Annotated in this window: 6 protein-coding genes; 5 read left to right on the forward strand and 1 reads right to left on the reverse strand. The window is 53.3% G+C overall.

What is annotated here, in order from left to right; all coding sequences use genetic code 11:
• Positions 1-171 precede the first annotated feature (171 nt).
• The 5 genes from SD10_RS04060 to SD10_RS04080 all read left to right on the forward strand — a co-directional run bounded on the left by SD10_RS04060 (position 172) and on the right by SD10_RS04080 (position 15,275).
• Positions 172-927: an SDR family NAD(P)-dependent oxidoreductase gene (locus tag SD10_RS04060; RefSeq protein WP_046375805.1), complete on the forward strand. Its 756-nt coding sequence runs from the start codon at positions 172-174 to the stop codon at positions 925-927.
• A 765-nt stretch (positions 928-1,692) separates the two neighbouring features.
• On the forward strand, positions 1,693-9,366 hold the full coding sequence (locus SD10_RS04065; protein WP_046375806.1) for an SdrD B-like domain-containing protein: 7,674 nt from the start codon (positions 1,693-1,695) through the stop codon (positions 9,364-9,366).
• A 400-nt stretch (positions 9,367-9,766) separates the two neighbouring features.
• On the forward strand, positions 9,767-11,395 hold the full coding sequence (locus tag SD10_RS04070; protein WP_046579016.1) for an FAD-dependent oxidoreductase: 1,629 nt from the start codon (positions 9,767-9,769) through the stop codon (positions 11,393-11,395).
• An 80-nt stretch (positions 11,396-11,475) separates the two neighbouring features.
• Positions 11,476-13,194, forward strand: coding sequence for an FAD-dependent oxidoreductase (locus SD10_RS04075; RefSeq protein ID WP_046375807.1), 1,719 nt, complete (start codon positions 11,476-11,478; stop codon positions 13,192-13,194).
• A gap of 245 nt (positions 13,195-13,439) precedes the next feature.
• Positions 13,440-15,275 carry a beta-N-acetylhexosaminidase gene (locus SD10_RS04080; protein WP_046375808.1) on the forward strand — a complete coding sequence of 612 codons (1,836 nt, stop codon included), beginning with the start codon at positions 13,440-13,442 and terminating at the stop codon, positions 15,273-15,275.
• Between the two features lie 17 nt (positions 15,276-15,292).
• Here the strand turns inward: SD10_RS04080 and SD10_RS04085 are convergent, their stop codons facing one another.
• Positions 15,293-15,916: a DMP19 family protein gene (locus tag SD10_RS04085; protein ID WP_148562379.1), complete on the reverse strand. Its 624-nt coding sequence runs from the start codon at positions 15,914-15,916 to the stop codon at positions 15,293-15,295.
• Between the last annotated feature and the right edge of the window lie 185 nt (positions 15,917-16,101).

Below are 16,101 nucleotides of genomic sequence, written 5' to 3' on the forward strand. Positions count from 1 at the left end.
GCAAACGATCACTATGCATGAAAAGCTTAATAAGCTTGACAAATACTACAACTATTTCTGCAAATTTCACAACTGGCCCGTCAAACCGTCAAACGAACACACAAAACAGTATATAAGGCCCTATTCATCGTTTAAAAACTACATTGATACACTGACGAAACACATTCATTCATGTCAACACGATTCACAGATCAGGTCGCGATTATTACCGGTGGTGCCGATGGCATTGGAAAAGGAATTGCCCGGCGCATTGCTTCGGAAGGAGCCACGGTTGCGTTGTTCGATATTAACAGCGCACTGCTCGACCACACGGTGGCTGAGTTTGGTAGCCAAGGGCATAAGGTGACCGGATACGTTGTCGATATTTCGGACGAAGCATCGGTAAAAAACGCCGTCGAACAGGTAGTGCAAACCCACCAGCGGCTGGATATTATGGTTAACTCGGCGGGAATCGTCGGGCCAACCAGCACAAAAATTACGGACTATTCAGTTGATGAATACGACCGCATCTACGCGATCAATTTACGGGGGGCTTTTCTGATGACGAAGTATGCCATCCAGGCTATGGAAAAAGCCAATTATGGGCGAATACTTCATATGGCGTCGATTGCCGGTAAGGAAGGGAACCCGTTTATGGCGGGCTATTCATCCATGAAAGCGGGCGTGATTGGGCTGGTAAAAGGGGTGGGAAAAGAATATGCCGAGACGGGCATTACCGTAAATGGGATCGCTCCGGCGGTGATCAAAACGGCCTTGAACGAGCATACTGCCCCCGAACAACTGGCCTATATGACGGCCAAAATACCCATGAAGCGACTAGGGACCGTGGAGGAAGTGGCGGCCCTTGCCGCCTGGGTTTTATCAGAAGAAGCGAGCTTCAATACGGGTTTTATTTTCGATTTGTCGGGTGGGCGGGCTACCTATTGATCACCGTAAGCGCAAACACCCACTCCAGCAGTTCTGAACCTGCTCTGGGGTGAGTGTTTGCGCTTACGGTGGTACCAACTGCCCTAACCACTGTTGTTCGTTTGTTTATAGAGAACAAAGATACGTTGTGTTGATTTTGTTGTATAAACGCTCTATTACTTCATATCGAGTATATGAAAGGTTATAATTAAGATGTTAACAAATGAGTGTATTATGTGTATTAGATTTCTTTACATGAATTTATTGATTCGATATAAATAGGGTAAAACATCAATTTGGCACACTATTCGTGGGGATAAATTTTAGGTAAGTAAGCGTACGAAAATAGGAAAACGTATAGTACAATACAGTTGCTGAGAAGAAACGTAAAGAATAATTGAAAAAATATTGTTTTATAATTTGTGTGATTTAAGTGTATATATAGTGTACAAATGAATGCTCTTAAGTTATCATTTAGAAAGTAACTATTATATTGTTTTAGTAATTAAATGATTGATAATCAATAATATATATTTTTGTGTAGTCTTCTTCGGGCTTAGTCGGGGCAGGGTTTTTCTAATCGCTTGAACCTTCAGGAAACGATTCGCCAATTAATTCGATATACCAAGCACTGTCTTTTCCGTAAGTACATTCTTCATCAGAATGGCATCCCATTTGTCTGGGAGAGTAGTCGTTATCAATCTTCAGCGAGAATTTTCCCTCTCTGGATTTTTGGGCGTTTGAACAACTAGTAAAACTATTGGTACCTGCTCGGCCACTACTCGTATGGAAAAAGACATTTACGTAAAAAAACATGAACTGGTTAATCATGTCATTGGGGAGAAGGCATCCCGGCTGTACCAACTAGTTATTCCACTGGTTTTGTTCATGGCGCTGGCAACAACGTCGCTGGCGCAAATATCGGGTACCGTTTACAGGGACTTTAATGAAGACGGCGTCCGCAGTTACACCGCTACTGCCCTGGGTGAGATTGGCGTTGGGGGTGTGGTCATCAACGTATACAACAGTGCCGGTGCTTTGGTCGGATCGGCCACGTCCAGCACGGCTACAGCCAACGCGGGCACTTATACCGCCAACGTAAGCGGTGCTGGCCCCTATCGGGTCGAATTTGTCAATTTACCAACGGGTTATTTCGATGGCTTACGCGGAACGGCCAGCGGAACATCGGTTCAGTTTGTTGCCAGCTCGCCGGCAACGAATATCAACCTGGGCATTAACTACCCCAGCGATTATTGCCAGGCTGCTCCTAACTTCCTGGTGCCCTGTTATGTAAATGGTGATTCTGAGGGTGGGGGCACCTCCGGTGGACAGGGTGTTCTGGTTACCTTACCCTACAGCAGTACGGGCAATACGCCTGCCGAATCGGCCATCGCGCTCAATAGCGAAATCGGCACGGTATATGGCGTAGCTTACCAGCGGCAGTCCAAAGTAGTGTTTACATCGGCCTTTGTCAAGCGGCATTCAGGGCTTGGAACGAATGGCGCTGGTGCTATATATATAACAAAACCTGGTTCAGGGACGACCTATACCAGTAGTTTATTTACGACATTACCCACTGCTGTAACGGCCGTTACCCCATTTGGCAATAGTGTCGTTGGTAGTAATAGCAGCCGAGGCCTTCCGGCAGCGACAACTACTCAGAATTATGATGTTACGACCTTCGATCAGGTAGGTAAAGCCGGTTTGGGTGACCTGGAAATGTCAGACGATGGCACGCAATTATTCGCTATGAATCTGGGAGACAGAAGGCTCTATAAAATTCAGATTGTCAATCCGACTTCGACCAATCCAACCGCAGGAACGTCAATCAGTTACAGTCTGCCTACGGTTACCCAAACGACCGGTAGTGTTTTCCGGCCGTTCGCCCTGAAGTACTACCGGGGACAGATTTATGTGGGGGGCGTGACGACCAACGAAGCTGTAACCACCACAGTAAATTCGGGAACCGGATCGACGGGTGGGACAACGCCATTGATTACCCGCGATACGAGCGGAATGAAAGCGATCGTCTTCGCCTTCAATCCAGTTACGGCCAGTTTCACACAGGTACTGTCTTTTCCGCTCACATACCGAAAAGGCGCTTCTGATAATGACCAGACGGGGGTAAGTCGTGCGGATCGCTGGTTTCCCTGGACCAATATCCAGCCTACGATTCCGGCAACGGCAACCTTACCCAATCGCTATGCCCGAAACGATGGTACTACAAGCCTTAATTCCAGCTATCCTCAACCAATTCTAGCCGGGATTGAGTTTGATGTTGATGGCGATATGATTCTGAGCATTCGTGATCGTTTCGGCGATCAGTATGGTAACAATAACTATGGCACAAATACGAGCAGTACACTACTGTATCGGGCTATTTCCCCCGGTGATATTTTGCGGGCGGGAAAATGTGATCCAAACGCCAATCTCTGGACAATTGAGAACAATGCCAGCGTGTGCAACGGTACGGCAACGGCTGGTGCCAGTACCACACAGGGGCCCGGTGGTGGCGAGTATTATTACAGTGATGCTATTTCAATTCCAAACACGACAAATCCGTATCACGCAGAAATGAGTGAGGGAGGCCTTGCTTTACTGCCCGGTCGGGATGAAGTGGCATCCGTTGTGATCGACCCAACGACAAATATTGATGCAGGCGGTATTCGGCGGTTCAAAAATTCGGATGGTTCGGGGAGTCCCTCCACCAGCGTACAGATTTATACCAGTAGTAACGTGGCTACCTATGGCAAAGCAAACGGGCTGGGTGACCTTGAACTAAACTGCGATTTGCCTCCCATTCAGATTGGGAACCGGGTTTTTCGGGATGTCAATAACAACGGGATTCAGGATGCGGGCGAGCCTGGTCTGGCTGGCGTTCAGGTTGTTCTACGAGGACCCGGATCAACGACCATTGCTACTGCCACAACCGATGCCAATGGCGAATACTACTTTTCCAGTGCCGTTGGCACCTCTACGGCCAGTTCAATAGCTAACCTAGCTTTGACAAGCGGTGGTAGTTACACGTTGAGTTTCCCAACCAGTGTGAGTGCCTTTGCAATAAGTACATTCCCCAACTCCGCTACGGGAGCCAATGCCGATGCTATTGACTCTGACCCTACTGCCGCCGGGATTATTGCCTTTACGTTAGGACAGGCTGGTCAGAATAATTTTGCTTACGATGCGGGTTATGCCTGCGTTCCGCTGGCCTTGTCACTGACATCAGCCATCGTCTGTGCGGGGCAATCGGTCAGCCTAACGGCTACGTCGGGCTTCAGCAGCTATTCGTTCTCAAGCGGACTCACTCAGGTAGGCACAAGCAATGTCGCCACAATCGCTGCTGCTACGAATAGTAATACGTATTCCGTAACCGCGTTGAATGCGGATGGCTGTTCGGGTACGGCATCCGGTACGGTTACAGTAAATCAGCTACCCGTGGTAACATTGTCGTCGGCCACCATTTGTGCCGGTCAGTCCGCTACGTTAACGGCGACGGCAGGTTTAGCCAGTTATACCTTCTCGCCGGGTTTGACGCACATCGGTACGTCCAACTTGGCCACGGGCATAGTGGCTGGTACTTATAGTGTAACAGCAGTAAGCGTTGCTGGTTGTACAGGTGTATCATCCGGTACCGGATTAGGGGCAATCACGGTCAACCCTGTGCCGTCCCTGAGCCTAAGTTCAGCCACCATCTGTGCCGGTCAGGCCGCGACCCTGACGGCAAATGGGGCCGGCTTTGCCAGCTATGTCTTCTCCTCGGGTCTAACGCACATCGGGACAACTAATACGGCCACGGGTACGGTGGGGGGCACTTACAGTGTGACGGCCACCACCTCCTTAGGCTGTTCAGCCACGGCCACCGGCAGCATCACCGTGAATCCTGTGCCAGTGGTGGCCCTCACCTCGCTGACCATTTGCGAAGGGCAGGTGGCCAGCCTGACGGCCACACCGGGCTTTGCCAGTTATGTCTTCTCGTCGGGACTGACTCCCTTGAACAACTCCAATGTGGCCGTGGGCACCGTCGGTGGGGTATACTCAGTCACGGCAATCAGCGCCGAAGGCTGTGCGGGAGTGGCCTCGGCCACGCTGAGCATCGCCACCAACCCGGTGGTAACGCTGTCGTCGGCCACGGTGTGTGCCGGTCAGTCGGGGGTCCTGACGGCCACGGCGGGGTATGAGAGCTATGTTTTCTCGTCGGGGTTGAGCCAGGTCGGCACAAGCAATGTAGCGACGGGTATGGTGGGAGGTGTTTACTCGGTGACGGCTGTAAGCAGCGGCTGTTCGGCCACGGCTACGGGCAGCATCACGGTCAGCCCACTACCGGTAGTAGCGCTTACTTCACTGACCGTTTGCGAAGGCCAGGTGGCCAGCCTAACGGCCACACCGGGCTTCGCTAGTTATATCTTCTCGCCGGGGTTGAGCCAGGTAGGTACTTCCAATGTGGCCACAGGCACAGTGGGCGGCACTTATAGTGTGACGGCCATCAGCACCGAAGGCTGTACGGGTGTGGCCTCGGGTACGGGTCTGGGCAGCATCACAGTCAACCCCCTGCCGGTAGTGGCTCTCACCTCGCTGACCGCTTGCGAAGGGCAGGTGGCCAGCCTGACGGCCACACCGGGCTTTGCCAGTTATGTCTTCTCGTCGGGGCTGACTCCTTTGAACAACTCCAATGTGGCCGTGGGCACCGTCGGTGGGGTATACTCAGTCACGGCAATCAGCGCCGAAGGCTGTGCGGGAGTGGCCTCGGCCACGCTGAGCATCGCCACCAACCCGGTGGTAACGCTGTCGTCGGCCACGGTGTGTGCCGGTCAGTCGGGGGTCCTGACGGCCACGGCGGGGTATGAGAGCTATGTTTTCTCGTCGGGGTTGAGCCAGGTCGGCACAAGCAATGTAGCGACGGGTATGCTTGATGGCACCTACAGTGTAACGGCCACTACCTCATTCGGCTGTTCAGCTACGGCGGTGGGTAGCATCACGGTCAGCCCACTACCGGTAGTAGCGCTTACTTCACTGACCGTTTGCGAAGGCCAGGTGGCCAGCCTAACGGCCACACCGGGCTTCGCTAGTTATATCTTCTCGCCGGGGTTGAGCCAGGTAGGTACTTCCAATGTGGCCACAGGCACAGTGGGCGGCACTTATAGTGTGACGGCCATCAGCACCGAAGGCTGTACGGGTGTGGCCTCGGGTACGGGTCTGGGCAGCATCACAGTCAACCCCCTGCCGGTAGTGGCTCTCACCTCGCTGACCATTTGCGAAGGGCAGGTGGCCAGCCTGACGGCTACACCGGGCTTTGCCAGTTATGTCTTCTCGTCGGGGCTGACTCCTTTGAACAACTCCAATGTGGCCGTGGGCACCGTCGGTGGGGTATACTCAGTCACGGCAATCAGCGCCGAAGGCTGTGCGGGAGTGGCCTCGGCCACGCTGAGCATCGCCACCAACCCGGTGGTAACACTGTCGTCGGCCACGGTGTGTGCCGGTCAGTCGGGGGTCCTGACGGCCACGGCGGGGTATGAGAGCTATGTTTTCTCGTCGGGGTTGAGCCAGGTCGGCACAAGCAATGTAGCGACGGGCATGGTAGGGGACACCTACAGTGTAACGGCCACTACCTCATTCGGCTGTTCGGCCACGGCTACGGGCAGCATCACGGTCAACCCACTACCGGTAGTAGCGCTTACTTCACTGACCGTTTGCGAAGGCCAGGTGGCCAGCCTAACGGCCACACCGGGCTTCGCTAGTTATATCTTCTCGCCGGGGTTGAGCCAGGTAGGTACTTCCAATGTGGCCACAGGCACAGTGGGCGGCACTTATAGTGTGACGGCCATCAGCAGTGAGGGTTGTACGGGTGTGGCCTCGGGTACGGGTCTGGGCAGCATCACAGTCAACCCCCTGCCGGTAGTGGCTCTCACCTCGCTGACCATTTGCGAAGGGCAGGTGGCCAGCCTGACGGCCACACCGGGCTTTGCCAGTTATGTCTTCTCGTCGGGGCTGACTCCTTTGAACAACTCCAATGTGGCCGTGGGCACCGTCGGTGGGGTATACTCAGTCACGGCAATCAGCGCCGAAGGCTGTGCGGGAGTGGCCTCGGCCACGCTGAGCATCGCTACCAACCCGGTGGTAACGCTGTCGTCGGCCACGGTGTGTGCCGGTCAGTCGGGGGTCCTGACGGCCACGGCGGGGTATGAGAGCTATGTTTTCTCGTCGGGGTTGAGCCAGGTCGGCACAAGCAATGTAGCGACGGGTATGCTTGATGGCACCTACAGTGTAACGGCCACTACCTCATTCGGCTGTTCAGCTACGGCTACGGGCAGCATCACGGTCAGCCCACTACCGGTAGTAGCGCTTACTTCGGCAACGATTTACGATAGCCAGATTGCCAGCCTAACGGCCACACCGGGCTTTGCCAGCTATATCTTCTCGCCGGGACTGACCCAGGTAGGTACTTCGAATGTAGCGACGGGCACGGTAGGCGGTGTCTATTCCGTGACGGCCATCAGCACCGAAGGCTGTACGGGTGTAGCTTCGGCGACACTAACCGTTGAGCCAAGTCCTATTCTAACGCTCTCATCGGCCACTGTCTGCGCAGGCCAATCGGCCACATTGACAGCTACGCCGGGCTTTGATACTTATGTTTTCTCGCCAGGACTCACCCAGGTAGGGACCTCGAATGTCGCGATTGGTACGATTACCGATGCTTATTCCGTAACGGCCAGTACCAGCAATGGTTTTTCGACCACGGCGACGGGTACCATTACGGTGAATCCAGTACCAGTAGTATCGCTTACGTCGGCAACTGTGTGTACCGGTCAGTCCGCGACGTTGATAGCCACGGCGGGGTATGATACGTACATATTCTCGCCAGCACTAACGCAGGTGGGCACCTCCAACCTGGCCACGGGCACAGTGGCGGGGACCTACTCGGTAACGGCCATCAGCAGTGAAGGCTGTAGCGGAGTGGCTTCGGGTACAGGTCTGGGCAGCATTACCGTCAACCCCGTGCCGGTGGTCGCTCTCACTTCGCTGACTGTTTGCGAAGGGCAGGTAGCCAGCCTGACAGCCACACCGGGTTACGATGCCTATATCTTCTCGTCGGGACTGACCCAGGTGGGCACTTCCAATGTGGCGACGGGTATGCTTGATGGGACCTACTCCGTAACGGCTGTCAGCACCGAAGGATGCTCCGCTACGGCGACCGGTTCCATTACGGTTAATCCAGCCGTTGTCGTGAGTTTGTCGTCAGCCACGATCTGCGCGGGTCAAACCGGCGTATTGACGGCCACGGCCGGTTATGATAGCTATAGCTTCTCGGCAGGCCTGACACAGGTAGGGAACTCTAATGTGGCTACTAGTATTGCGGCTGGTGTTTATTCTGTCACGGCGATCAGCAGCGCTGGTTGCTCGGGTACAGCGACAGCGAGCATTACGGTCAATTCGATAGCCGCTGTAACCCTTACGTCGGCCACGATTTGCGCGGGTCAGTCCGCGACATTAACCGCTTCGCCAGGTTTTACGAACTATGTTTTCTCTGTCGGTTTAACTCCCATCGTTGACCAGCCTAACGTGGCCATTGGCACCGTTGAGGGTACGTATTCGGTGACAGCAACCAGCAGTGCGAGCTGCTCGGGAACGGCAACAGGTAGTATAACCGTAAATCCACAACCGGTAGCTGCTATCTCGGTTAGTAGCGCCACACTTTGCGAGGGCCAAAGTGCGACGTTGACCGCCAGCGGTGGCGATACCTATCTATGGTCGACCAACGAGGAGACGGCTTCCATTGTCGTAACGACTGGCGCGGTATACTCCGTGACGGCCAGCACGGTAAATGGCTGTTCGGATGTGGCCAGTACCACGGTCACCGTTAATCCAGCACCTGTTCTGACGGTCAACTCCGCTACGGTTTGCGCGGGCCAATCGGCTACCTTAACGGTGGGCGGCTGCGCGGGCGGCACGATCAACTGGTCGACGTCCGAAAGTCAGGCGAGTATCGTCGTCTCACCTGGTATGACAGCCATTTATTCGGCAACGTGTACCTTCGCAACCGGCTGTTCATCGACCACCTCGACTACTGTCACGGTCAATCAGACCCCATCGTATACAGCAGCACCACAAGCCATAAGTGCAACCTGCACGGGCGCAGTGGCCAGTAACGATGCCCGAATTGACCTGACAACCTTACAGAATACAGAACGTGCCGATATCGTTTTGGGTAGCACATACGGCAGTGGCCCTGTTTATGGGGCGGCAACGAACCTGACGGTAACGGCGGGTGTGGTCAGCTTCACCAATCTTCCAAATCCGGGAGCAAGCCAACCGTATACCGTTCGCCTGTACAGTGCGGGAGGCACCTGTTACACCGACGTAACGGTCATTCTCGAACCAACTTATTGCAACTGTCCGGCTCCGAAATGCGTACCATTTATAATTCAGAAAACGAAAAATAGTCGCCAGACAGCCTTACGTTAGCGTATACAGAGAGAATTAAAGACAAACCTCGGCGACTATCCATTGCCGGGGTTTTGTCATGTTATAGGTCTAGTAAGCCATTTAAGTCTAGGCTGAGAATTGTGTTTCCTTTCCATGGGCCGTGCGGTCGGCGTTCCGATCCTCACGGTCCACTTATCCGGATGATGAGGCCGTTTCGGATGCTCCTAAGCGTTTTGAGGACACAACCCATGGATGGAGGATTGCTGTAGATAAAGTAAACCATAACCAACAAGGCCTTTTAAATCCGGTGCCAAGTTGGTACAGTACCCATCATCTCCTTCTTATTATGAAAAACGCCTATAGAGACAGCCGCAACGGAAACGGCCTGTTGACTCGTTTGAGGCTGGCCTTATACGCATTATTGTTTTTACCAACTGTCATGGCTTCAGCAGCCCGGCCCGTGCCACCGCCTAAGGGGGGCGTTCGACAGGCCGATGTGATCATTTATGGAGGAACATCGGCGGCTGTGATGGCCGCAGTCCAGGTGAAAAAGATGGGAAAATCGGTCATTGTCGTCTCGCCCGATACGCATCTGGGCGGTCTGTCGTCGGGTGGGTTAGGGTTCACCGATACGGGAAACAAAGAAGTGATTGGAGGATTGGCCCGTGAGTTTTACCAACGGCTGTATCAGCACTATCAAAAGAAGGAGTCCTGGGCCTGGCAGAAACCGGAAGAGTACGGAAACAAAGGACAGGGAACACCCGCTATTGACGGCACCAGCCGGACAATGTGGATTTTCGAACCTCATGCCGCCGAGCAGGTTTTTGAGGACTTCGTGAAGGAGTATAAGCTGACCATTTATCGCAATGAGTGGCTCGACCGATCACCCAAAGGGCTTACGAAACAAGCCGGTCATATTCGTTCGTTTCGCACCTTGAGCGGTACGGTTTATAAAGGGCTGCAATTCATTGACGCTACCTACGAAGGCGACCTCATGGCTGCCGCGGGCGTGAAGTATCACGTAGGCCGCGAAGCCAACAGTGTCTATGGTGAGACCTGGAACGGTGTGCAGGCGGGGGTTTTTCAGCACGGCCATTATTTCAAGGCCAACGTCAGTCCATATAAAGTGCCCGGTGATCCGGCTAGTGGGCTGCTCCCCGAAATCTCGTCTGATAAGCCAGCCGCAAACGGAACGGGTGATGCCAAAATACAAACCTACTGTTTCAGAATGTGCCTCAGTAATCACCCCGACAACCGGGTGCCCTTTCCAAAACCCGAAGGCTATAACGCTGACCGCTACGAATTACTAGCCCGTGTTTTTGCCACCGGCTGGCGCGAAACCTTCGACAAATACGACCCTATCCCTAATCGCAAAACCGACACCAACAACCACGGCCCGTTTAGTACGGACTATATTGGCAAGAATTACGATTACCCGGAAGCTAGCTACGAACGCCGAAAGGCAATCATTAAAGACCACGAGCTTTATCAGAAAGGACTCATGTATTTTCTGGCGAACGATGCGCGCGTTCCAGCCGATGTGCACCAGCAAATGCAACAGTGGGGATTGGCCAAAGACGAGTTTATGGATAATGGTAACTGGCCGCATCAGCTTTATATTCGCGAAGCCCGGCGTATGCTCGGCATATTTGTCATGAAAGAGGCCGATGCGCTGGGCAAGACCACCGTTCCGCAACCAATCGGCATGGGATCCTACGCACTCGACGCCCACAATGCCCAGCGGTACGTAAAAGAAGATGGATTTGTGCAGAACGAAGGCGACATTGGTGTTCATCCCGACAAGCCCTATTCGATTGCCTACGGATCTATTTTGCCAAAAGAAAGCGAGTGTGCTAATCTGCTGGTGCCGGTTTGTGTGTCCAGCTCGCATATTGCGTATGGCTCCATCCGGATGGAGCCTGTATTCATGATTCTGGGACAATCGGCCGCCACGGCAGCTGTTCTGAGCATCAATAACAACGTCAGTCCGCAGCGTCTGCCCTACGAAACGTTGAGCAAGGTTTTGTTGAGCGATAAACAACGGTTAACCTTAACGCCAGCCAATTAATCGGGTAATGTAAAGCAGTCCCTGTATAATGGACAACGATGCCCGTTGTACACTGACAAAGTCCACCTTTCGCATCACGCATGAATCGACGTAATTTTCTTGACCGTTTAGCCGCTGGCAGTGGCGTTGCTTTAACCGTGCCATTCCTGCCATTTTCGACCACCGCCCAAACCCACCGCTCCTTTGCCCGAACCGGACAAGCCGAACGAGCCGCCGATCTGGTCATTGCCGGTGGAGGCCTGGGCGGATGTGCCGCAGCCCTGGCTGCTTTGCGAAATCATAAGCGGGTTATTCTGACGGAAGAAACGGATTGGATTGGTGGACAGATGACCCAGCAGGGCGTTCCGCCCGATGAACACCAATGGATTGAAACCCATGGCGCCACTCAGCTTTACCGCGATGTACGCACGGCCATCCGAACGTATTATAAACAGAATTATCCGTTGACGGCGGCCGCTAAAGCCAGTCCGTTTTTGAATCCGGGCGATGGGGCGGTGTCGAGGTTATGCCATGAACCGAAGGTAGCCCTGGCGGTGCTGGAGCAGATGATGGCTCCCTACCTGAGTTCCGGTCAGCTGACACTGCTTCTCGACCATAAAATAAGTAGTGCCGATGTACAGGGCGATACCGTTCGTGCCCTGAAAGCCGTGAGCCTGCGTACGGGTAACGAGGTAATTCTGTCGGCTCCGTATTTCGTTGATGCGACCGAACTGGGCGACCTGCTCCCGCTAACCGGAACCGAGTTTGTTACCGGAGCTGAATCCCGATCCGAGACCCGCGAGTTGCACGCGCCCGCGAAAGCGGACCCCAACAATTGTCAGGCATTTACGGTCTGCTTCGCTATGGATTATGTGGCAGGGGGCAATCACGTTATTGATAAGCCCAAAGACTACGCCTTCTGGCGTGCGTATTCACCGGCAATAACGCCCGCCTGGTCGGGGAAGCTGCTCGATTTGACGTACTCAAATCCCAAAACGCTGGAGCCGAAACAACTGGGTTTTCATCCGGAAGGCATTCCTACGGGCGACAAGCTGAATCTGTGGAATTACCGCCGGGTAATCAGCAAGGCCAACTTTAAGCCGGGGACTTACGCCGGTGATGTTTCGGGGGTAAACTGGCCCCAAAATGATTACAGTGCTGGCAACCTGATTGGGGCAACCGAAAAGGAGTTCAAAAAACACGTTGATCGCGCCAAGCAGTTAAGCCTATCGCTCCTTTATTGGCTACAAACGGAAGTGCCACGTCCGGATGGTGGGCAAGGCTGGCCGGGAATACGGTTTCGTCCTGATACTATGGGCACCGAAGACGGGCTCGCCAAATATCCGTATGTGCGTGAGTCCCGGCGCATTAAGGCCGTCTTCACCATTCTGGAAGAACATGTCGGCGCAGAAAACCGCGCGTTGATTACGGGTAAAAAAGACGGCAACGTAGCAGCCGAGTTCGCTGATAGCGTGGGTGTTGGCTATTACCATATTGATTTGCATCCCAGCACGGGCGGTAACAATTACATTGACTTTGGGTCATTGCCATTCCAAATACCGTTAGGCGCGTTGTTGCCGAAACGCATGAAAAATCTGCTTCCCGCCAACAAGAATATCGGGACAACGCACATTACCAACGGGTGCTATCGACTGCATCCTGTTGAGTGGAGCATTGGCGAAGCGGTGGGAATGCTGGTGGCGTATTCGCTCGACAAACGGGTTAGTCCGCACGCGGTTCGGGAGAAAGAACAATTGCTCGATGGCTTCCAGAAACTGATTCGGTCGCAGGGCGTGGAAACCCATTGGCCCAGGGCCTAAGTTGTTGGGTACTAACGTTCCGGGGCTGTGAGGACACAGCCCCGGAACGTCGGCTGGGCAGACCGGGAAGAGATGTGGTCGTTGACGCGAGTAGCCGATTTGCGTCTTAAACGTCGGACTGCCTCTGCGGCTGGATGCCGTTAGGTGCAAAACCATAACCTGGCCGCGTCTTCGGCATCAAACTCTGGTGGCCTAAACCCTGTTCTACTTCGGCTGTCTAACCGGCAGTTCAATACCTAAACTGAATGTACAAACTCATCGCGTTGCTTCTTCTGGCGTTTCCGGCTTCGGCCCAGATGGCCATTCCGGCTCTGATCCCCGCTCCGCAAACCCTCGAACCCGGCACGGGCACATTTGCCATTACGGCCCAAACCCGGCTCGCTATTCTGACTCCGGTGGCCGATGTGCGCCGAATGGTGATGGACAATTTACCCGGTATCCCTGCTTCGGACGCTCCTAAGCTCACAAAAGCAGTCACGGTCCGGCTGGCTCCTGTACCGGGTGTCGGGCCGGAGGGCTATGATCTGGTTGTAACGCCAACGGGTATTACCCTGACGGCTCCTGAAGCTGCCGGCCTTTTTTATGGGCTGCAAACGATGCGGCAGTTAATGCCAGTAGTCAAAACCGTTCGGGGGCAGTCGATTCCAGCTCTGCACATCCGCGATCAACCCCGTTTTGGCTGGCGGGGATTAATGCTCGACGTGAGCCGCCACTTCTTCGACAAACAGTTTGTGAAGCGGTACATCGACCAGATGGCGCAGTATAAATTCAACGTTTTCCATTGGCACCTCTCCGACGATCAGGGCTGGCGTATTCAGATCAACAGCTTGCCCAGACTAACCGAAATAGGGGCGTGGCGAGCTGCCAGAACGGGCGGACGCTGGAACGATATTGAAAACGCACAACCAGGTGAAGCGCCGACGTACGGTGGTTTCTATACACAGGACGATATTCGCGAAGTGGTTCAGTACGCCCAGGACCGGCACATCATGATTGTGCCCGAAATTGACATGCCGGGCCACATGATGGCCGCTATTGCCGCCTACCCGGCGCTGACGTGTGACAAAAAACAGGTGCTGGTGCCCACCAACGGCAAGTTTTATAAGCTGGAAGACAATACCCTGAACCCCTGCAACGATAGTACATACCGGTTCGTCGACAAGGTATTGACCGAGGTCGCTCAGTTGTTTCCGGGTCCCTACATTCATGTGGGGGGCGACGAAGCCTACAAGGGATTCTGGGCGACTTGTGAGGAATGTAAAGCCACGATGGCTACTAATAACCTCAAAACGGTCGAAGAATTACAAAGCTATTTCATCAATCGGGTGGAGAAAATTGTGCAGTCGAAGGGGAAGAAACTCATTGGCTGGGACGAAATTCTGGAGGGTGACGGTCCGGCGGTTCGGTTAGCGCCTGATGCCACGGTGATGAGCTGGCGGGGTATGAAAGGGGGAATCGAAGCGGCCAAACAGGGTCACCCAGTCATTATGACGCCCGCTCAGTTTTGTTACCTGGACTTATACCAGGGCGAACCATCGGCCGAACCCAGCACCTACGGCATGGTCCGGCTCAGTACTTCCTACGCCTTCGAACCTGTCCCCGACAGCGTGCGGGCCGACCTGATTCTGGGTGGACAGGGTAACCTCTGGACAGAATCTGTACCCAACATACGTCATGCCGAATACATGACCTGGCCGCGTGCCTTTGCTTTGGCCGAAGTCCTCTGGTCGCCCAAAGGCCAGCGCAACTGGCCCGACTTTATGAATCGGGTGGAGGCTCATTTTAAACGCTTCGATGTACAGGACGTGAACTACGCCCGCAGCGTGTATAACCCCATCGTTACGCTGAAAAAGCACCCGACGGGAATGACGGAAGTGACCCTGAGCCACGAACTCCCCGATACGTATCTCTATTACACAACAGACAATACCGTTCCCGATGATCATTTTCCGCTCTACACGCAGCCCTTCCTGATGCCCAAAGGCGCCGACCGGGTTAAAGTAATCGCCTATCGGAACGGAAAACCCATCGGGAAAATGGTGGAGGTGATGATGCCGGTTGCGGAGAAAAAAGTGCAGTAAGGTCGTGTTGTTCTGCTCTACTTATCAATAAATTTTTCTTTGTGGTTGCGGATAAAGTCAACTTGTATCTGACTTAAACTGTCAACCTCAGCAAGCTCATAAAATTCATCATCAAATCGTTTAAATAGGTTGGCCCCATAGGATTGGCTAAGATCAGTAGGCGCTCCGTCCTGATTTTCGTTGTGTTTATTCGTTTCTTTTTCGAAGACGTTATTTGCTCGCTGGGTCAAATCAGCTAACCTGTCTGCTCCAACAAGTTTTAGAGCGCCTGGTAAGTACCTGGAATACTGGCCACTCGAATTAGCATAAAATTGATTATACCCACCGTTGTTTACCTCCGACTCCAGTATCCAGATCATATAGATGGCCTGTCTTGATTTATTCCAACCTTGTACGGTTTCATACTCTTCCTCCTCCGTATAGCTGGTAGGTAACTTTTGAGATAAGTTATCAAAAACGACTTGCAGAAGTTTTTCATCGGATGTTGTATCGATGATCTGTTCCGTTAAATTTTTATAAATAGGTCTATTTTTAAAGTCGTTAAGAAACTTACTTATCCGTGCATCCGCTGTGTCTTTGACATTAACGTTGTCTTCTTTGTGCGGCTTTTCTGAGCAACCTACAAGATTGTAAATTGACATTAGTACTAGTAGTAATAGACCTGGTTTCATGACCGTTCTCCGTAAGTTATTGTCTTTATTCGCCGTAGTCTTAAACTACGGCTGAGTATTATTCGGTCTCTGACCGGTACATAAAACTGTCTACTGTTCCGGTCAGAGACCGGATAGCGCCAGAGCGTAGTCTTAGACTACGCTCTGGCGCTACT

The sequence above is a fragment of the Spirosoma radiotolerans genome (genome assembly GCF_000974425.1).
In the GTDB taxonomy this organism is placed as follows: Bacteria; Bacteroidota; Bacteroidia; order Cytophagales; family Spirosomataceae; genus Spirosoma; species Spirosoma radiotolerans.

What these genes read in the sequence shown, in the direction of transcription:
- SD10_RS04080 (WP_046375808.1), top strand. Translation starts at nt 13,440, where the DNA reads ATGTACAAACTCATCGCGTTGCTTCTTCTGGCGTTTCCGGCTTCGGCC.
- SD10_RS04060 (WP_046375805.1), top strand. Translation starts at nt 172, where the DNA reads ATGTCAACACGATTCACAGATCAGGTCGCGATTATTACCGGTGGTGCC.
- SD10_RS04070 (WP_046579016.1), top strand. Translation starts at nt 9,767, where the DNA reads ATGGCTTCAGCAGCCCGGCCCGTGCCACCGCCTAAGGGGGGCGTTCGA.
- SD10_RS04085 (WP_148562379.1), bottom strand. Translation starts at nt 15,916, where the DNA reads ATGTCAATTTACAATCTTGTAGGTTGCTCAGAAAAGCCGCACAAAGAA.
- SD10_RS04065 (WP_046375806.1), top strand. Translation starts at nt 1,693, where the DNA reads ATGGAAAAAGACATTTACGTAAAAAAACATGAACTGGTTAATCATGTC.
- SD10_RS04075 (WP_046375807.1), top strand. Translation starts at nt 11,476, where the DNA reads ATGAATCGACGTAATTTTCTTGACCGTTTAGCCGCTGGCAGTGGCGTT.